Raw genomic sequence first — 18,504 nt, forward strand, 5'->3', positions numbered from 1 at the left:
GGTATGCCTTGGGGGCGGTGGCGTCAAGAGTGGTCAGGGTGCGAAGGGGCCAGCCCCTTCTTGGCCTGCGGCCAATTCAACCCCGGGATATTTTTGGCCAGATGAAGCCCGGACTTGTTCTGGGGAGACTCAGCTGATCGGCGCAAGGTCAGCGGGTGTGAGTGGACCTTTGGCCCAGGGGCGGTATCTGAGCCGAACGGCGGTGAGGAGTGTTTCGTCATCCGTGTCAGCGGTATAGCCCGCTAGGCGGGCCTTGGTGCGGAACTCTTGTGTCAACGCGTTCAGAGGGCATCTTCCCTGCCCTCGCCGCGCCGCAAGCCCCTGACGTTCAAGCCGAGGCCAGTCAAAGCGGGGGCCGGGGTCTGATTTGCGGCCCGGTGCCATGTCTGAATGCCCGATCACGCCTTGCGGTGGGATCGACCAGCGCGTCATGATTTGGGGTAACAGGTGTTCCAGCACATTCATCTGAAGGTGCGAAAAGGGATGAAAGCCTGTGTTGTCCAGCTCGATCCCAATCGAGCGTGAGTTGATATCGCTTTGACCGAGCCACTCCCCTGTCCCGGCATGCCATGCGCGGTTTTCCTCGGGCACCATTTGCCAGAGGGTGCCATCATTTCCGATCAGGTAATGTGCGGAGACTTCGGCCTGCGGATCGCACAGACGTTCCAAGGCCGCCTGTGCGCTGTCCATCGCCGTGTAGTGGAGTACAACCAAAGACGGCTTCAACCTGTCGCGGCGCGGTCCGAAATTTGGCGACGGGTGCCAGATCGGCGTCAGGGGATCAGTTGCTGACGGCACTGCGGAACGGGCTTGGGTCCCAGTTGCAAGCATAGCCGTCACCGTCCGGGTCAAGCCCCTGACGATCCCGCTGCGGGCCGCCATTTGACAGAAAATCGATCTGTGCCTGATCCGGGGAAGGGTATTTCGCGCAGTTGCGTTGCGCCTTGGCCTGCAGATTGAACCCGGCACGGCTGTAGAGCTGGGTCCCCACGGGGTTCGACGTGTTCAGAGCATATTGAACGATGTTGGGCTGTCCGTCCGACCCCCGCTGCGGTACGGCGGTTGGTGCGACGACCTCGTAAGTCTGGCGGTTCTGTTCGATCAGGGCGGCGTCGGATTCGATGCTGCGGCGGTTGGATACGGCCGCAAAATCCTGTTCGTCGGAAATTCCCTGTGCATTGGACACCGGGACCGGAGTGGATGCGCCCTGCGGAGAAGTGCTGGCCAAGGCGGCGGCTGTCTGAGAAGCGATGTCCGCATTGGCCCCGGTCGCCACGGGTGTCACCGCACCCGGAGCGCCAAGCGGTTGTGCGGACACGTCCACCGGGCGAAGCAACGGATTACCGCCCAGACCCTGCCCGGCCAGTTCAGCCTCGCGTTGCGCCTGGTAATCAGGCGTGTTGAATCCCGTGTTGGCCACTGGTGCCACGTCGGTGCAAGCCGCCACCACGCCGATGGCGGGGATCAGAAGCAAAAAGCGCATGTGACTGCTCCGTGTCTGCTGCTCTGGTTGCCAGAGGCTTACCACCATTTCCCCGGCTTGGCCACGAAACCGGCCGCGTTTTCCAGCGCGTAGGCGGTGTTGAGCAGATCGCCTTCGTCCCATGGGCGGCCGATCAGTTGCAGGCCAAGGGGCAGACCTTGTGAATCGAGGCCCGCAGGCACCGAAATACCGGGCAGACCGGCCAGGTTCACCGTCACAGTGAAGACATCGTTCAAATACATTTGAACAGGGTCGGCTTCGGTCATCTCGCCCAGACCAAAGGCGGCCGACGGTGTCGCCGGTGTCAGAATCGCATCGACTCCGGCGGCAAACGCGTCCTCGAAATCTTTCTTGATCAGGGTCCGAACGCGGCGGGCGCGGTTGTAGTAGGCGTCATAGAAACCGGCTGACAGCACATATGTGCCAATCATGACACGGCGCTGCACCTCATGCCCGAAACCCTCGGCGCGGGTCTTTTCGTACATCTCGGTGATGCCGTCACCCTGCGCCAGTTGCGCGCGGCGGCCATAACGCACACCATCATAACGCGCGAGGTTCGAGGACGCCTCGGCCGGGGCGATCACGTAATACGTTGGCAGCGCGTATTTGGTGTGGGGCAGCGAAATATCGACAATCTCGGCACCCGCTGCTTTCAGCATCTCGGCCCCTTCGGCCCAGAGCTTTTCAATCTCAGCAGGCATACCGTCCATGCGGTATTCTTTCGGGATACCGATTTTTTTGCCCTTGATGTCCCCGGTCAGCATCGCCTCGAAATTCGGCACCGCCAGTTCGGCACTGGTCGAGTCCTTGGGGTCGTGGCCGCACATCGCCTCGAGCATGATGGCCGCATCGCGCACGTTCTTGGTCATCGGACCGGCCTGATCCAGCGAAGAGGCAAAGGCGACGATGCCCCAGCGCGAGCAACGACCATAGGTCGGCTTGATGCCGGTGATGCCGGTGAAGGCGGCAGGCTGACGGATCGAACCGCCGGTATCGGTGCCGGTCGCCGCCAGACACAGGTCGGCGGACACGGCCGAAGCCGACCCACCGGATGAACCGCCTGGTGTCAGTTGCGCGTCGTCATTGCCACGGCGCCAGGGGCTGACCGCGTTGCCATATACAGAGGTTTCGTTACTGCTGCCCATGGCGAACTCGTCCATGTTCAGCTTGCCCAGCATAACCGCGCCCGCATCGGCCAGTTGCTGCGAAACGGTGGATTCGTATTCCGGCTTGAAACCTTCCAGAATCTTCGAGGCCGCCTGCGAGGGCACGCCCTTGGTGCAGAACAGATCCTTGATGCCGATTGGCAAGCCACACATCGACGGTGCGTCGCCGCCCTTGATCCGCTCATCAGCCGCCTTGGCGCGCGCCAGTGCAATCTCGGGCGTCTTGTGGACAAAAGCCTTCAAAGCATCTGCTTGATCGATTGCTTTCAGGCAGGCTTCGGTCAGCTCGACTGAGGTCACGTCACCCTTGCGCAGCGCGTCTCGGGCTTCGGACAGGCCCAGTTTGTTCAGATCGCTCATGTCTTACTCCACCACTTTGGGGACTGCGAAAAAGCCTTCGCGGGCGTCGGGGGCATTGGCCAGAACCTTGTCCTGCTGGTTTCCGTCAGTGACCACATCCTCGCGACGTTTCAGGCGCATCGGCTCGACCGAGACCATCGGCTCGACCCCTTCGACATCCACTTCGTTGAGTTGCTCGATGAACCCAAGAATGGTGTTGAACTCGGACGCCAGCGCCGGCAGCGCGTCGTCCTCGACCTTGATCCGGGCCAGTTTGGCCACCTTGGCGGCGGTGCTTTGGTCAATCGACATCGGAAAACCTCATATGCGTTAGGGGGCATTTACCCGTCTGCCGCACCGGTCGCAAGACCAACAGACTCGGCGGATGATCGAAGGTGATCATGGCAGGTCCGAAGCACCCCATTCAATTCTGAATATCTCATATGCAATAAAGTGAACTACGCGGTTCACTTTGCGCCTTGAAAAACTGAACTGCACTGTTCACTTTCTAACATGTGCAACAGCACAAAACCCGGAGAAAGATCATGAAAACCTTCATCACCGCCTTCGTTTTGTCCGCAACTGCCGCCATTGCGCCAGCAATGGCTTCGGGCTTTGATTTCACCCCGTTGACCCGCACCCTGACCTTCCCCGAACCGGTTACCCAGCCGGTCACCAAGGACACCACAATTCGCGGAAACTAAATAGAAGGAAGCGCCGGATCAGATATGACGCGACTGATCCGGCGTTGCTGCAATTGCATGCTGCGGACCCTGCGACAAGCCGCTACCATAGGGCGAAAGGACCCGCCGGGAGATCCGGCAGGCGAAGACTTGCCAGACTATGGAGCCATACATGAGCGCACAAAAACAAGCCGTCCTGGACGCAATCGACGCAGTCAACAGACAAGATCCCAACCAGGATGGCGGAGAGCCGGAGGCCCTGCTTTATGGCAAGCGGATGAGCAAGGAGCTTGCGCGGCTGTTCCCCGACGCCTCTGACGCGCTGCAGATTGCGGTACGCGGTCAGCACGTGGAACGCTGGAAACTGGCACGCAGCGAATACCCCGAAGGGCGGGCTGGTTATCTGGCTTGGCGCAAGGCGCAGGGCGTTCACCATGCCGAAGTCGTCATGAGCCTGATGAAAAAGGAAGGCTACGGCACCGATCAGATCGATGCCGCGGGCCGGATGCTGCGCAAGCAAGGCATCAAACGCGATGCCGAAGTGCAGGCCCTGGAAGACGTGATCTGTTTCGTCTTTCTCAAATGGTACTTCCAGCCCTTTGCTGCAAAACATTCGGCCGAGAAGATTCAAAGCATCGTCGAGAAAACGGCCCGAAAGATGTCTGGCGAAGGGCGCGCGCGGGTGTTACGGGAATTCGGCCTGCCCGATCATCTGGCCGATGCCTTTCGCGCCGATCAGACCTGATTTTCGGCCAGAGCCTTTCTGTAGACTTCGATCATCCAACCCAGCATCGTTGCGTTCAACAGATGCCACATAAAGTGTGTGCCCATCGGGAGTTGGGCACACAGGGCCGGATCAAGCGCGCGGAACGTGATGGACAGGATCAGCAGTACTGCCCCGGCGGTCATGCCGCGCGCCAGAACAGGTTTTTTCGACCGCAACAATGCAGCATAGATCAGGATCAGTAACGGGACCGGCGCATAGGCGGCGGACCCGCCAAGACCTGGAACAAACCGAAACAGCGGGATTGTCGCAGCCGCATAAGGGATGAACAGCGCGGTGCCGACCAGCGCCCATACCGGAGACATCCGCCAGATGTCGCGGTTAACCGCATAGATGTAGACCAGAATGAACAGCAGGATGGGCGTTGTATCGGCAATAGCCGCCCAAACCTGTGCATGAGTATGAAACAGAAAACTGCCCACTCCGATCAGGGCGAGCACTGCGACCAGCACCATCGCCAAGGGCATACCCTGCCCTCGCACCCGGCACCACATTACCCATGCAGCAACCAGGAAGGCCGCATTGGTCAGCGCATTGACCGGTTCAGCCCAATAGGCGGGCGACAGTCGTTCGCAATAGCCATCGATTTCCTGCATCCAGTCCATGGATTTTTACATAGCCGATGCTAGGCTGAGGCCAACAGTCTGAATGGGAGGATTTTCATGAATATCATCTGGTTGGGTCACGGCAGTTTCCGCATCGAAACCGGCGGTCAGGTCTTGCTGATCGATCCCTGGCTGAGCGGTAACCCCGTCCTGCCCGAAACTCAGCATGACGCGGCGGTCGAAGGGGCCACGCATATTCTGCTGACTCATACCCATTTCGACCATGTGGTCGATATCCTTCCCTTGGCGAAGCGCCTGGGCGTGCCGGTTGTCGGCCAATACGACCTGATGGGTTTTTGGGGCGAAACTGAAGGCATTGAAACGGTCGGGTTCAACAAAGGCGGCACGGTCGACCTGAACGGCATCAAGGTTTCGATGGTACCTGCGTCGCACAGTTCAACCTTTTCGACGCCGGAGGGGCTGCGCACCGGCGGCACCGAGGTCGGGTTCATGATCGTCACCGAGGGCAAAACGCTGTATATCTCTGGTGACACCGATATCATGGCCGACATGAACTGGATGGGCGACTATTACAAACCGGATATCGGCATTCTGTCCGCGGGCGGCCATTTCACCATGGACATGAAAGGCGCGGCTTATGCGTCCAAGCGCTATTTCAATTTTCGGACCGTGATACCCTGCCACTACAAAACCTTCCCGATCCTTGAGCAATCTGCGCAGGATCTGAAAGACGGCCTGCCCGGCGTCGATGTGATCGAGCCTGAAGTGATGCAGGCGATTAAACTATAGGTCCGATGTGAGCGGCGAGGTTTCTCCTTCACCGGAATTGATCGCGGTTGTGCGGCGATGGAACAAGGCCGTGCAAGACAGGGACCGCGCGGTTTTGGAGAACATGCTCTCAACTTCGGAACACCTGCGTTATCAGGGATCGGCGGATGAAGAATCCTGGTCCGGGCAGGTGTTCCGACAGGGTTTCGTCGATCATACGAAAGAAATTCCCGACTATGCCTGGCAGGAACATTCGCTGGAAGCCTTCGAGTGCGGAAACGCCGGTTGGGCACATTGTGAAGCGACGATGACCTTTGCCACGAACGGCAAAGCCGCGTTGCACCGATTTACCTTTGTTCTCCATCTGGAAAATGGCGTCTGGAAAATAATGCAGATGCATGTCTCCAATCCGACCTCTAACATGGAAAAGATCGGGATCGAACATGAGGCCCTGAATGCGCTGATCGAAGCGGCACGGCGCGAGTTCACGCAGGAGCAGAGCGAGGGCACCGCCTCGGTCATGTTCACAGACATTGCCGGATCATCCGAAATCACACGGCGACTGGGCGATCAGGAGTGGATCAAAATCATATCGGATCACTTTGATCTGGCAGAGAAAGTGATCCATGCGCATCAGGGGCGTCTGGTCAAATCGCTCGGCGACGGCACCATGTCGATTTTTCCGTCCGTCCATGAAGCAGTTCAGGCGGCCGTCAATTTCCAACGGGAAAACAGGTCGGCCACAGTCGACACGGCGCTTGGCCTTCGGATTGGGATTCATACCGGCGACGTCATCCACAAAGACGAAGATTTCTTTGGGTCCGTCGTCAACAAGGCGGCGCGGGTTACGAATGTCAGCGGGCCATACGAAATCCACGTGACTGACGTGACAAGGCTGCTGGTGGGCAACACCGCCGGATTGAAGTTCAGTGCCCCAAAACCAGTTCAGCTGAAAGGGTTCGGCGGGCACCAGACAGTTTACCTTTTGGACTGGACCTAGACCCTTTCAAACCACGTCAGGGTAAGATCACTTGCCGGCCCGCTTATCGGCAAAGAACTCAAGCAGCAGGGTTTCGCATTCTTTGGCTGCGATACCATCATAAACATCCGGCTTGTGATGCGTCTGCGGGTGGGTAAAGACCCGTGCGCCATGTGCCACACCGCCCGATTTCGGATCGGCAGCCCCGAAATAAACACGCCGGATGCGCGCGGCGGCCAAAGCGGCAGCGCACATCGCGCACGGCTCCAGCGTGACATAAAGGTCATGATCCGGAAGTCGCTCGGACGCGGCATCGGCGCAGGCAGCGCGTAGGGCCAGAATCTCGGCATGGGCGGTCGGATCATTCAACTCGCGCGTCCGGTTGCCTGCGGTCGCAACAATCCGACCGTCGGGCGCGATGATAACCGCACCGACCGGAACCTCTCCGCGTTCGCCTGCCAATCTGGCCTGTTCCAGCGCCGCGCTCATATGCGATCTGAATTCCATATCTCTGACTGCATCAGAAACCTGCCTTTCGCAAGCGGGCAGGATAGGTTATGGCCGGGTCCATGAGCAACACCCCTCCTCCCGGCGACCGGATCGCCAAGGTCCTTGCCCGCGCGGGCGTCGCCTCGCGCCGCGAGGCTGAACGCATGATCGAAGCAGGTCGCGTGGCCGTGAATGGCAAGGTGATCGACAGCCCGGCGCTGAATGTCACCTCGAAAGACAGAATTGTGGTCGATGGCAAACCGGTATCCGAACCCGAGCCCTCGCGCCTTTGGCTGTATCACAAACCTTCTGGGCTGGTGACAACCACACACGACGAAAAGGGCCGCGCGACGATTTTTGACAAACTGCCCGAGGACATGCCCCGGGTCATGAGCGTCGGGCGGCTTGACCTCAATTCCGAGGGGTTGCTGCTGCTGACGAATGACGGTGGCATCAAGCGCAAGCTGGAACTACCTTCGACCGGCTGGCTGCGCAAATACCGCGTCCGGGTGAACGGACGGCCGAAGGATGAAGAATTCGAGCCGCTGCGCAAAGGGCTGGTGATCGACGGGGAACGGTTTCAGCCGATGACCGTTTCCCTGGACCGCCAACAAGGGGCGAACGCCTGGCTGACGATCGGCCTGCGCGAAGGCAAGAACCGCGAGATTCGCCGTGCAATCGAGGATATCGGGTATGCGGTGAACCGCCTGCTCCGGGTCTCGTATGGCCCGTTCCAGTTGGGCGACCTGAAGCCCGGCGAGGTCGAAGAAGTGCGCCGCCGGGTGATGCGGGATCAGCTGGGGCTGGATGGCGGTGAAAAACCCGATGGCACCGCTAAACGGACCACGCGCCCACAACGAAAACGTCCCCCGGTCGGCAAGAAAACTCGCAAGTGACGCCAGTCACACAACCTTCCCCCTAGCGCCAAGCCCGCGCATACACTAAATTTTCTGTGAACGCGGAAGTCCTTGGGGGTGCCATGTCCGGAAGCGGAGTGCAAAAACTGGCCTACGCGGCACTGCTGGTGCTGTTGTTTGGAGTGTGCACCGGCCTGCTGGGAGGGCTATAGGCGCATGGCCAAAAAGTACGGCGGAAAATACAGCCCCCAGGGTGATACGACACCTTCGGATCAGCCCAAGCGCGGACAATTTGACAGTGCGCGGGTCGAACCTGCGGGCGCGCGGGCGAATGTTCTTTTCATTCCGGCAATCCCCCTGGTGTTCCTGTCTCTGAACGACGGTGCCATCGGCATGACCATGGGTCTTGTGGCTGCCGGTTTGCTGACGGCGGCTGCGTTTCTGCTGCGCGAAGGCCTGCGCGCCGAAGGGGCCTACAACGCCCGTCGCACAGCCCGCCGCCCCGCTTTTCCACGCAAGATTTTCGCCAGCATTCTGACCGGGTTGGGTGTGGCGCTTGCCTCGTACCGGACCGAGTATCTGGATGCCGAGGCGGTTTCGCAGGTCAGTCTGTTAGCGCCTGTTCTGTTTGGCGCAGCGGCGGCGGTTCTGCACTCGGTCTCGTTTGGCCTTGATCCGATGAAAGACAAGGGCATGGAAGGTATAGACACCTTTCAACAGGATCGCGTCGCACGTGTAGTGGAGGACGCCGAAGCCCATCTGTCCGAAATGACCGACGCAATCAAGCGCGCCGGGGACCGTACCGTCGAAGCCCGGGTTGAACGCTTTCAGGACACCGCGCGCGATCTGTTTCGCACAGTCGAGGAAGACCCGCGCGATCTGGCCGGTGCCCGCAAATACCTGACGGTTTATCTGCAAGGTGCCCGCGATGCGACGATCAAGTTTGCAGATGTCTATGCGCGCACCCGCGATGCGCAGGCCTTGTCAGATTATTCATCGTTGCTGGATGATCTGGAACAGAATTTCGCCGCGCGCACCCGCAAGATGCTATTGGATGACCGAAGTGATCTGACGGTTGAAATTGAAGTGCTGCGCGAAAGGCTGCAGCGCGAAGGCGTCCGGTTGGACTGACCGGCCATTATTTGAGCGAGGAATATCCCCATGTCCGATGAGATCAAGAAAAAGGCCGTTGAAGCTGAAACGATTGTGCAGGAAGTGACTGCCGTGGCCCTGCCCGAGCCCAAGGCCGATATTGTTCCGCTGGAAGAGGCCGATGAACCTGTCGGCGCCGAAATTCGCAAGCGGATGGAAGAGATCGACATGGGCAATACCAATTCGATCGTGTCCTTTGGTTCGTCGGCACAGGCCGAGTTGCAAGAGATCAGCCAGGCCATGCTTGCGGACGTACGCAACAAGGATGTTGGTCCCGCTGGCGACAGCCTGCGCGATATCGTAACCACGATCCGCGGGTTCTCGGTCAGTGAACTGGACGTACGCCGCGAACGTAGTTGGTGGGAGAAATTGCTGGGTAAGGCCGCGCCCTTTGCCAAATTCACAGCGCAGTTCGAAGATGTGCAAGGCCAGATCGACAAGATCACCGACGATCTTCTGGGGCATGAACACACCCTGCTCAAGGACATCAAGTCGCTGGATTTGCTATACGAAAAGACGCTGGGCTTTTATGACGAACTGGCGCTTTACATCGCGGCGGGCGAGGAAAAGCTGACCGAACTGGACAGCCACTACATCCCGGAAAAAGAGGCCGAGGTTCAGGCCGCCGCTGAGGGCGAACAGGTAATGGAAGCGCAGGAGCTGCGCGATCTGCGCGCCGCGCGCGATGATCTGGAACGCCGCGTTCACGACCTAAAGCTGACCCGGCAGGTGACAATGCAATCGCTGCCATCGATCCGTCTGGTTCAGGAAAATGACAAGTCGCTGGTGACCAAGATCAACTCGACCTTGGTCAACACAGTCCCGCTGTGGGAGACGCAGCTTGCGCAGGCCGTCACGATCCAGCGCAGCGCCGAAGCTGCCTCGGCCGTGCGCGAAGCCAACGACCTGACCAACGAATTGCTGACCTCGAACGCGGCCAATCTGCGCCAATCCAACAAGATGATCCGCGAGGAAATGGAACGCGGTGTCTTTGACATTGAGGCCGTCAAAAAGGCCAATGCAGACCTGATCGGCACGATCAACGAAAGCCTTGCCATCGCCGATGAGGGCAAAGCCAAACGCGCTGCCGCCGAAGAAGAGCTGAAAAAGATGGAGGCTGAACTGCGTGACACTCTAGCGGCGGCCAAAGCCCGAAAGGATGGCATTGGCGACAATGCCGGAACCGCTGTATCGGGCTGAGGCGGGCCGGGGCGTGCGTCCGTTGAAATGTCTCAAGGTCCTGCTGGGACTTGTTTCGCTGTTGGCTCTGGCCAATTGCGACGAAGCGCTGACGACGTCAATTGTTCCCGAGGCTCGCCCGGCCGAACCGGCGCCGCAGCCCAATGCCTATGTTCCCCCGTCTGCGGCAAGTCAGGATCTGGCGCGTTTCTATCAGCGGGTCGAGCGCGATCTGCTGACACGCGGATTGCTTCGTGTGGACGGTGGCGGCCCGGATACGCCCTATGATGCCGACGATCTGGCTCGCAATTTCGAAGCCATCGCGTTTTACAGTGAATACCCTGATCACGCCGTGGCGATTGGTTCAGGACAGACCGATGGGCAGCTCAGTCGCTGGTCGGGGCCGGTGCGCATCCAGACCGAGTTTGGGCCGTCAGTTCTGCCCGAAACACGCAAGCGGGATTCGGAACTTGTCCAAGGCTACACCGAACGTCTGGCGAAACTGACGGGGCACCCTGTGTCGGTCGTCAGTCGCAAGGCCAATTTTCACGTCTTCTTTGCCGGCAAGGACGACAGCGCCTACGTCGTCGCCCGCGTGAAACAGCTGATACCGAATATCAGTCAGGCCTCGCTGGATCTGATCGCCAATCCCCGCGCCAGCTTCGACTGTTTCGTGCTGGCCTCGGCCACAAGAACGTCACCGTATAAATACGTACGTGCTGTCACGCTGATCCGTTCCGAATTGCCTGATCTGGTGCGGCGCAGCTGCATTCACGAGGAAATCGCCCAAGGCCTGGGTCTGTCCAACGACAGCCCCACAGCGCGACCGTCGATTTTCAACGACGATGACGAGTTTGCGCTTCTGACCAGCCATGACGAGAAATTGCTGACTATTCTTTACGATCCACGTCTGCAGCCTGGCGTGTCTGTTGAAGATGCCAGGCCCGTGGTGCGTATCATTTCACGCGAGTTGATGGGTCAGTCGCTCTGACCTCAAGGACAGGAGAACCCAGATGGGAATTTTCGATTTTCTGACCGGCGAATTCATTGACGTCATTCATTGGGTGGATGACACCCGGGATACGATGGTCTGGCGGTTCGAACGCGAAGGACACGAGATCAAGTATGGCGCCAAGCTGACGGTGCGCGAGGGACAGGCGGCGGTGTTTGTGCACGAGGGGCAACTGGCGGATGTGTTCACGCCGGGCCTTTACATGCTTGAGACTAACAACATGCCGATCCTGACGACGCTACAGCATTGGGACCACGGCTTTCAGTCTCCGTTCAAATCCGAGATCTATTTCGTCAACACGACCCGGTTCAATGACCTGAAATGGGGCACCAAGAACCCGATCATGTTGCGCGATCCCGAGTTCGGTCCGACCCGCATCAGGGCCTATGGAACCTACACGATCCGCGTGAAGGACCCCGCTAAATTCCTGGTCGAAATCGTCGGCACTGATGGCGAATTCACCATGGACGAGATCAGTTTTCAGATCCGCAACATCATCGTGCAGGAGTTCAGCCGGGTGATCGCCGGGTCGGGCATTCCGGTTCTGGACATGGCGGCCAATACAGCCGATCTGGGCAAGCTGATCGCGGCAGAGGTGTCGCCGGTGCTGGATGGCTACGGGCTGGAAATGCCTGAGTTCTATATCGAAAACATCTCGCTTCCGCCCGCGGTCGAGGCTGCGCTGGACAAGCGGACATCGATGGGGCTGGCGGGAGATCTTGGCAAGTTCACCCAGTATTCCGCAGCCGAAGCAATGACGGCCGCCGCCAGCAACCCCGGTCAGGGAGGCGGTATGGGCGCGGGTCTTGGCATGGGAATGGGCATGGCGATGGCGCAGCAGATGTCGAACATGGCAGCGGGTCAGCCGAGCGGCCCCTGGGGCGCGTCCGCCCCCGCTGCTCCGCGACCGGCAGCGCGTGTGGCACCGCCGCCCCCGCCGCCCGTGGAACATGTCTGGCACATCGCGGTGGACGGACAGGTTAGTGGGCCGTTTTCCAAAGCCAAAATGGGCCGCATGGCCACGGATGGCGAAATCACCCGCGACACGCATGTCTGGACGGCCGGACAGGACGGCTGGAAAAAGGCCGGTGATGTGCAGGAACTGGCGCAACTTTTCACCATTCTCCCGCCGCCGCCGCCGGGTGCGTGACCCGATGGGAAGGTCTGTTGCGCCGGTCTTCATCGCCGTCGCTTTACTGAGCGGATGTGCGGGACCGGGCCGCGAACCGGCCGCGCCCTCTCTTCCTCCGCTCGCGGTAGACGCCGCGCGGCAGAGTTTTATCAAGGCTCATCCGGGGGCTGCCGCCGATTTGTTCGATGCCAAAGGCGACGGTTTCCGGATATTCCAGAATGGCCGGGCTGAATACCGGTCATTTGGGGCGCTATCCGATCTTCGCACGTCCACCTATGTGTCGGAGATGTCAGGCAACCGGATATGTCTGGCTGCGGCTGATCAGTGGTCAGGCGCGTGCCTTGACCTATTCGGCAATCCCGAAGGCACAATTCTGATTCAGGTCGAGTTCGGCAATGGCGCCAGACGCAGCTACCAAACGCAGGTCGTTCCGGCATCTGATTTCTAAGACCATTTGGAAAGCAACTGAACACGCGCCTGTAAGAGACAGTAAACCCTGGTGAAATGGCAATGACCGATCCTGAGCAACTCACTGTTACACAAACAGACGAACACCGCTTTCCATGCAACCAGTGTGGCGCTGATTACCGGTTCAACCCCGGCGACGGCACGTTGACCTGCGATCACTGTGGGCACTCGGTGTCGATTGGTGCGGGTCCGTGGGGCGGTGCAAGTCTTCGCGAGCTGGATTTTGACGCGGCAGTTGCAGATCGCCTGCCAGACAGCGAGATTGAGGAAACCCGGGTTCTGTCCTGCCCGAACTGTGCCGCTCAAGTCGAATTCGACCCCGCCACGCACGCGGCGGAATGCCCGTTCTGCGCCACGCCAGTAGTCACGGATTCGGGCGTGAACCGTCACATCAAACCCAAAGGGGTATTGCCGTTTGCGCTGGATGAACGTTCGGCCCACAAGGCCATGGGTGATTGGCTCGGCCGGCTGTGGTTCGCCCCGAATGGCCTGAAAGAATACGCCCGCAAGGGGCGGAAGATGCAGGGTATCTACGTGCCCTACTGGACGTTCGACGCCGATACCAAATCCCGATATCGCGGTGAGCGGGGTGTGATCTACTATGAAACCATAACGGTCATGCGCGATGGGAAGCGGGTTCAGCAACAGGTCGCAAAGGTGCGCTGGTCTCCCAAATCGGGCCGCGTGGCGCGGTTTTTCGATGATGTTCTTGTGCTCGCCTCTCGCTCATTGCCGAAACGTTACACCGATGCTCTGGAGCCCTGGGACCTGCCCGCGCTTGCGCCTTATCAGCCGGAGTATCTGGCGGGCTTTCGGGCCGAAGCCTACACGGTCGAGTTGAAGGACGGGTATGCCGAAGCGCGGGCGCATATGGCGCGCGTCATCGAACGGGATGTGCGCTTTGACATCGGGGGCGATCGTCAGCGTGTGCATGCCGTAGAAACCGATGTGCGGGATGTTACCTTCAAACATATCCTGCTGCCGGTCTGGATGGCGGCCTACAAATACCGCGGTCAGACCTATCGATTCGTAGTGAACGGGCGGACCGGCCGGGTTCAGGGGGAACGGCCCTGGTCGGCCATCAAGATCACGATCGCGGTGGTGCTTGGACTTCTGGTCGCGGCCGGGGTTGGCTACCTGGCGGCGGCGGGCCAGCAATAGACTTACAATCCGTCGTCCGGACCCTTGATCTTCGCCCAACCCGCAGCCATCCTGCGCGCCGTTGGGGTGAAGGAGAGATCGGGTGACGCTATCGGCATTGAACGGCTTGCTGGAGGATCGACACTCCTGCCGCGCCTTTTTGTCAGATCCGGTAACGCGGGATGATATCCGGAAGATCCTGACCAGCGCGTCCCGGGTGCCAAGTTGGTGTAATGCACAGCCCTGGCAGGTCGTTATCACCAGCGGCGCGGAAACCGAGCGGTTCCGGCAGGCCATGATGCATGAAGCCGCGACCGGCACCCCTGCCCCGGATCTGCGCTTTCCCAGCTCATATTCAGGTACCTATCAGGAACGCCGCCGTGCCTGTGGATGGGCATTGTACGAATCGGTCGGGATCGAGCGCGGCGACCGCACGGCATCGGCGCGGCAAATGAGCGAGAATTTTGCCCTTTTCGGTGCGCCCCATTGCGCCATTATTTCCAGCCCGGCCGAGCTAGGCCCTTACGGTGCAATGGATTGCGGTGGATTTGTCACGGCGTTTACGCTGGCGGCGCAGGCTCTGGGCGTGGCCACTATTCCCCAGGCGGCGCTGGCCGCTTACAGCCCGTTTCTGCACCGGTTTTTTCAGATCCCGGATGATCGCCTGATCCTGTGTGCGATTTCTTTCGGGTACCCGGACAGGGACCACCCTGCGAACGGTTTTCGAACCAACCGCGCAGACGTGGATGAAATCGTGGACTGGCGGGGCTGACGTCGGTGTTCCCGAAAAGAATGAACTAGGAGAGAAGACATGCGGGCCCTTCTGCAACGCGTGACGCGCGCATCCGTATCGGTCGGCGGAACAGTGATCGGTCAGTCCGGCACCGGTCTGCTGATCCTTGTCTGTGCTATGCGGGGTGACGACGAACAGCAGGCGGACAAGCTGGCGCAGAAGATTGCCAAAATGCGTATCTTTCAGGACGACGCCGGAAAGATGAACCGGTCGCTGCTGGATATCCGCGGATCGGCCCTCGTGGTCAGTCAGTTCACACTGGCCGCCGATACGTCGCGCGGCACCCGGCCAGGATTTTCCGAGGCTGCGCCTCCGGAACAGGGCAAACAGCTTTATGAAACGTTTGCAGACAAACTGGCGGCTCAGGGTGTTGCCGTCGAAACAGGAGAATTCGGCGCGACTATGGCCGTCGAACTGGTCAACGATGGACCGGTCACAATCTGGGTGGAAAACTGATGTCCCAAGCGGAAAAAGCACAACGGATCTGGCAGGCCGGCGTTTCGGCGGTGGATGGGTACACGTCTGTTAGACAGGCGTTGAGCGATATCCCGATGCCCGATCGCATCCTTGCCGTGGGCAAACCGGCAGCGGCCATGGCGCGGGCGGCCCTGGAACATTTTGGTGCATTGCCGACACTTGTCGTAACCAAGGACGATCACGGCCGCGACCTGCCTACGCATGTTGAGGTGATCGAGGCCTCGCACCCTGTTCCAGACCACCGCAGTCTTGCGGGCGGCAAAGCCCTGCGTGAGGCCGTCGAGAACATGGCGGACGGATCACATCTTCTGTTGCTGGTGTCCGGCGGCGCCTCGTCGCTGGCCGAGGATCTAGTGCCGGGCAAAACTCTGTCCGATCTGGAACAGTTGAACAAAAGACTGTTGTCCGAGGGGCTGGATATTACCGCCATGAACGCCGAACGGCGCAAGCTGTCGCGGATCAAGGGAGGCGGTCTGTTGACTGGTTTTTCGGGCGCGCGCGTGACCGTTCTGGCCATATCTGATGTGCCCGGTGATGACCTCAACGTCATCGGGTCGGGCATCGGCGCACTGCCCGATGATCACGCCTACAAGGCAACGGCCCGGATCGTGGCGTCGAACGCTCATGCGCGGGGCGCAGCAGCGGAATTGGCGGTGGAAGCCGGATACACGGTGCTGGCCAACGAGGAGTGTCTGCACGACGACTATCTGGAAATTGCCCGGACGCTGGGGCCGCGGTTGCGGTCCATGTCGACGGGTGCCATGATTTTTGGTGGCGAACCAACGGTTGTACTGCCGCAAAACCCCGGCCGCGGGGGGCGGAATCAGGCGCTCGCGCTGGCTCTGGCACGGGAAATCGCCGGGACCGAGGGGCTGACACTGGTGGTCGGCGGGACCGATGGAACCGATGGTCCCACACTGGCTGCGGGTGCAATTATCGACGGATCAACATGGGGCGAGGGCGCAGAGCAGGCATTGCAACGGGCCGACAGCGGGAGCTTTCTGGACAAAGCAGGCGCATTGCTGATCACCGGTCCAACCGGAACGAACGTTATGGACCTGCTTGTCGTGGTGCGCGCGTGAACGGGAATGATCTGGTCCCGAAGTCGCGCGATGTTGGTCGTTTCGGACAGAGGTCGGTCCGCAAAACCAGAAAAAACTGACGTATTTTGCGCCCGCACATCGACAGTTATCAAACCTTTCGTGAAGAAAGTTTCACTGATGAGATACGCCTGGATCGCGATATAGTATTGAAGGACAAGTAATCTGGTCGCGTTCCCTCTGGATGAGCGACCTTCGAGACACAACATTTTTAGGCTGGGACGGCATTTCTTGAAATTTTAGTTCTTGTCGCCTGCTCTAAAATGCGCGAACTTTGACTCGTGCGTCAATAAAAAGCCCAGAAAGGGCCTGCAACTCTACCAACCGGGAGATTCTTGAATGAACGAACAACTCACTCACATGACCAAACAGGTTACAGCTGGCAAGCTGACCCGTCGCGAATTCATGGGGAAAGCAGCGGCATTGGGTGTAACTGCGGCAATGGCCAGCACCATGTTTGCAGATGCCGCGCGTGCGGCAGGCCCGAAAAAGGGCGGTGATCTGAAGTTCGGCCTGCAGGGCGGCGAATCCACGAACTCGCTTGACCCGGCAACCTATGCAAGTTCGGTTCCGTTCCAGAACGGCAAGCAATTCGGAGACCAGCTGGTCGAAGTCGCGCCGGACGGCACGATCGAACCGCGTCTGGCCGAAAGCGTTGAAGGCAGCGCAGATGCCAAGGTCTGGACTTTCAAGCTGCGTCAGGGTGTCGAATTCCACAACGGCAAGACAATGACCAGCGAAGACGTGCTGAAGACCATGCAGCGTCATTCGAACGAAGATTCGAAGTCGGGTGCTCTGGGCATCATGAAAGGCATCGAGTCGATGAAGGCCGATGGCGACAACTTCCAGGTCACGTTGAGCGAGCCGAATGCGGACCTGCCCTATCTGATGGCCGACTACCATCTGATCATTCAGCCGGATGGCGGCATGGACAACCCTGGTGCGGGTATCGGTACCGGCCCTTACAAGCTGGAAGTGGACGAACCGGGTGTCCGTCACCTGTTCACCAAAAATGAAAACCACTGGAACAGCGATTTCGGCAACTTTGACAGCGTCGAAGTCGTTGTTATCAACGATGCAACCGCACGGACGGCTGCGCTGCAATCCGGTCAGGTCCATGCGGTCAACCGTGTTGAACCCAAAGTTGCCGACCTGCTGGGCCGCGCACCGAACCTGACGGTGCACTCGACTGCTGGTCGCGGACATTATGTCTTCATCATGCATTGCGACACTGCGCCGTTTGACAACAACGAACTGCGCACCGCGCTGAAATACGCCATCAACCGCGAGGAACTGGTGGACAAAGTGCTGCGCGGCTATGGCTCGATCGGAAATGACATGCCGATCAACGCAGCCTACCCCCTGTTTGATGAGACCATCGAACAGCGCGAATTCAGTGTTGAAAAAGCTGCTGAGCACTACAAGAAGTCCGGCCATGACGGCTCGCCGATCGTTCTGCGTGTCGCCGACGGTGCCTTCCCGGGTGCTGTGGACGCCGCTGCGCTGTTCCAGCAAACCGCTTCGCAGGCGGGTATTCCGCTGGAAATCAAGCGTGAACCCAACGATGGATACTGGTCCGAGGTTTGGAACGTTCAGCCGTTCTGTGCGTCGTACTGGGGTGGCCGTCCGGTTCAGGATCAGATGTACTCGACCGCATATCTGTCCAGCGCCGACTGGAACGACACGCGGTTCAAGGTTCAGGCGTTCGACGATCTGCTGTTCGCCGCGCGCGCGGAGTTGGACGCCGAGAAGCGCAAGGGCATCTATAGCCAGATGGGTCAAATGGTCCGCAACGAAGGCGGCCTGATCTGTCCGATGTTCAACGACTTTGTCGAAGGCGTGAGCAACCAGCTGGACGGCTGGGAATCTGACCCGACTCAGGAGATGATGAACGGCAACATGTCCCGCAAAATGTGGTTCGTCTGATACGGGCTACG

The 18,504-nt window shown here is 59.5% G+C and carries 21 protein-coding genes; 15 read left to right on the forward strand and 6 right to left on the reverse strand.

Annotated features, from left to right (window positions below; all coding sequences use genetic code 11):
• Positions 1-129: 129 nt before the first annotated feature.
• From ACR0FE_RS04475 to gatC, 4 genes are read right to left on the reverse strand one after another with little or no spacing between them, the layout of a single operon-like run.
• Complete coding sequence (locus tag ACR0FE_RS04475) at positions 130-831, reverse strand: N-acetylmuramoyl-L-alanine amidase (protein ID WP_480911320.1); 702 nt, start codon at positions 829-831, stop codon at positions 130-132.
• Entirely contained in the window at positions 782-1,483 is a 702-nt protein-coding gene (locus ACR0FE_RS04480; protein WP_480911322.1) for a hypothetical protein, read from the reverse strand. The genes ACR0FE_RS04475 and ACR0FE_RS04480 overlap by 50 nt, the downstream gene beginning before the upstream one ends.
• 38 nt (positions 1,484-1,521) lie before the next feature.
• The gene (gatA, locus tag ACR0FE_RS04485; protein WP_480911324.1) at positions 1,522-3,009 is read right to left on the reverse strand and encodes an Asp-tRNA(Asn)/Glu-tRNA(Gln) amidotransferase subunit GatA; all 1,488 of its coding nucleotides are present in this window, start codon (positions 3,007-3,009) and stop codon (positions 1,522-1,524) included.
• A 3-nt stretch (positions 3,010-3,012) separates the two neighbouring features.
• Complete coding sequence (gene gatC, locus ACR0FE_RS04490; RefSeq protein ID WP_170325838.1) at positions 3,013-3,300, reverse strand: Asp-tRNA(Asn)/Glu-tRNA(Gln) amidotransferase subunit GatC; 288 nt, start codon at positions 3,298-3,300, stop codon at positions 3,013-3,015.
• A 233-nt stretch (positions 3,301-3,533) separates the two neighbouring features.
• On the opposite strand from gatC, the gene ACR0FE_RS04495 reads away from it, so the two are divergent.
• Entirely contained in the window at positions 3,534-3,692 is a 159-nt protein-coding gene (locus ACR0FE_RS04495) for a hypothetical protein (RefSeq protein ID WP_170609858.1), read from the forward strand.
• Positions 3,693-3,843: 151 nt separating this feature from the next.
• Positions 3,844-4,416, forward strand: coding sequence for a DUF4202 domain-containing protein (locus ACR0FE_RS04500; protein ID WP_480911326.1), 573 nt, complete (start codon positions 3,844-3,846; stop codon positions 4,414-4,416).
• Here the strand turns inward: ACR0FE_RS04500 and ACR0FE_RS04505 are convergent.
• Positions 4,407-5,060 carry a ceramidase domain-containing protein gene (locus ACR0FE_RS04505; protein WP_480911328.1) on the reverse strand — a complete coding sequence of 218 codons (654 nt, stop codon included), beginning with the start codon at positions 5,058-5,060 and terminating at the stop codon, positions 4,407-4,409. The two genes, ACR0FE_RS04500 and ACR0FE_RS04505, sit on opposite strands and share 10 nt — an antisense overlap.
• A 57-nt stretch (positions 5,061-5,117) precedes the next feature.
• On the opposite strand from ACR0FE_RS04505, the gene ACR0FE_RS04510 reads away from it, so the two are divergent.
• A complete protein-coding gene (locus tag ACR0FE_RS04510) occupies positions 5,118-5,810 on the forward strand; it encodes a metal-dependent hydrolase (protein ID WP_480911330.1) in 693 nt (230 codons plus the stop codon).
• Positions 5,811-5,817: 7 nt separating this feature from the next.
• The gene (locus ACR0FE_RS04515) at positions 5,818-6,789 is read left to right on the forward strand and encodes an adenylate/guanylate cyclase domain-containing protein (RefSeq protein WP_480911332.1); all 972 of its coding nucleotides are present in this window, start codon (positions 5,818-5,820) and stop codon (positions 6,787-6,789) included.
• Positions 6,790-6,816: 27 nt separating this feature from the next.
• On the opposite strand, the gene ACR0FE_RS04520 is transcribed toward ACR0FE_RS04515, so the two are convergent.
• Complete coding sequence (locus ACR0FE_RS04520) at positions 6,817-7,275, reverse strand: nucleoside deaminase (protein ID WP_170609848.1); 459 nt, start codon at positions 7,273-7,275, stop codon at positions 6,817-6,819.
• Between the two features lie 62 nt (positions 7,276-7,337).
• Here ACR0FE_RS04520 and ACR0FE_RS04525 point away from each other — a divergent pair, with 62 nt between their 5' ends.
• The 11 genes from ACR0FE_RS04525 to ACR0FE_RS04575 all read left to right on the forward strand — a co-directional run bounded on the left by ACR0FE_RS04525 (position 7,338) and on the right by ACR0FE_RS04575 (position 18,493).
• Complete coding sequence (locus ACR0FE_RS04525) at positions 7,338-8,153, forward strand: pseudouridine synthase (RefSeq protein WP_480911334.1); 816 nt, start codon at positions 7,338-7,340, stop codon at positions 8,151-8,153.
• A gap of 177 nt (positions 8,154-8,330) precedes the next feature.
• Entirely contained in the window at positions 8,331-9,245 is a 915-nt protein-coding gene (locus ACR0FE_RS04530) for a 5-bromo-4-chloroindolyl phosphate hydrolysis family protein (protein WP_170682035.1), read from the forward strand.
• A 30-nt stretch (positions 9,246-9,275) separates the two neighbouring features.
• Positions 9,276-10,466, forward strand: a complete 1,191-nt coding sequence (locus ACR0FE_RS04535) for a toxic anion resistance protein (protein ID WP_480911336.1) — start codon at positions 9,276-9,278, stop codon at positions 10,464-10,466.
• Entirely contained in the window at positions 10,441-11,436 is a 996-nt protein-coding gene (locus ACR0FE_RS04540) for a DUF2927 domain-containing protein (protein WP_480911338.1), read from the forward strand. Before ACR0FE_RS04535 ends, ACR0FE_RS04540 begins: the two co-directional genes overlap by 26 nt.
• Before the next feature lie 22 nt (positions 11,437-11,458).
• A complete protein-coding gene (locus tag ACR0FE_RS04545) occupies positions 11,459-12,607 on the forward strand; it encodes an SPFH domain-containing protein (protein ID WP_480911340.1) in 1,149 nt (382 codons plus the stop codon).
• 4 nt (positions 12,608-12,611) lie between these two features.
• Positions 12,612-13,037, forward strand: coding sequence for a hypothetical protein (locus tag ACR0FE_RS04550; RefSeq protein ID WP_480911342.1), 426 nt, complete (start codon positions 12,612-12,614; stop codon positions 13,035-13,037).
• 62 nt (positions 13,038-13,099) lie between these two features.
• Positions 13,100-14,218 (forward strand): TFIIB-type zinc finger domain-containing protein, encoded by a 1,119-nt coding sequence (locus ACR0FE_RS04555; RefSeq protein WP_480911344.1) that lies wholly within the window; start codon positions 13,100-13,102, stop codon positions 14,216-14,218.
• Positions 14,219-14,300: 82 nt separating this feature from the next.
• The gene (locus ACR0FE_RS04560; RefSeq protein WP_480911346.1) at positions 14,301-14,969 is read left to right on the forward strand and encodes a nitroreductase; all 669 of its coding nucleotides are present in this window, start codon (positions 14,301-14,303) and stop codon (positions 14,967-14,969) included.
• A gap of 39 nt (positions 14,970-15,008) precedes the next feature.
• Positions 15,009-15,446, forward strand: coding sequence for a D-aminoacyl-tRNA deacylase (gene dtd, locus ACR0FE_RS04565; RefSeq protein WP_480811910.1), 438 nt, complete (start codon positions 15,009-15,011; stop codon positions 15,444-15,446).
• A complete protein-coding gene (locus tag ACR0FE_RS04570) occupies positions 15,446-16,549 on the forward strand; it encodes a glycerate kinase type-2 family protein (protein WP_480911348.1) in 1,104 nt (367 codons plus the stop codon). The genes dtd and ACR0FE_RS04570 overlap by 1 nt, the downstream gene beginning before the upstream one ends.
• Before the next feature lie 357 nt (positions 16,550-16,906).
• On the forward strand, positions 16,907-18,493 hold the full coding sequence (locus tag ACR0FE_RS04575) for an ABC transporter substrate-binding protein (protein WP_170609826.1): 1,587 nt from the start codon (positions 16,907-16,909) through the stop codon (positions 18,491-18,493).
• Positions 18,494-18,504: the final 11 nt, after the last annotated feature.

This window comes from Ruegeria sp. K7 (assembly GCF_056531785.1).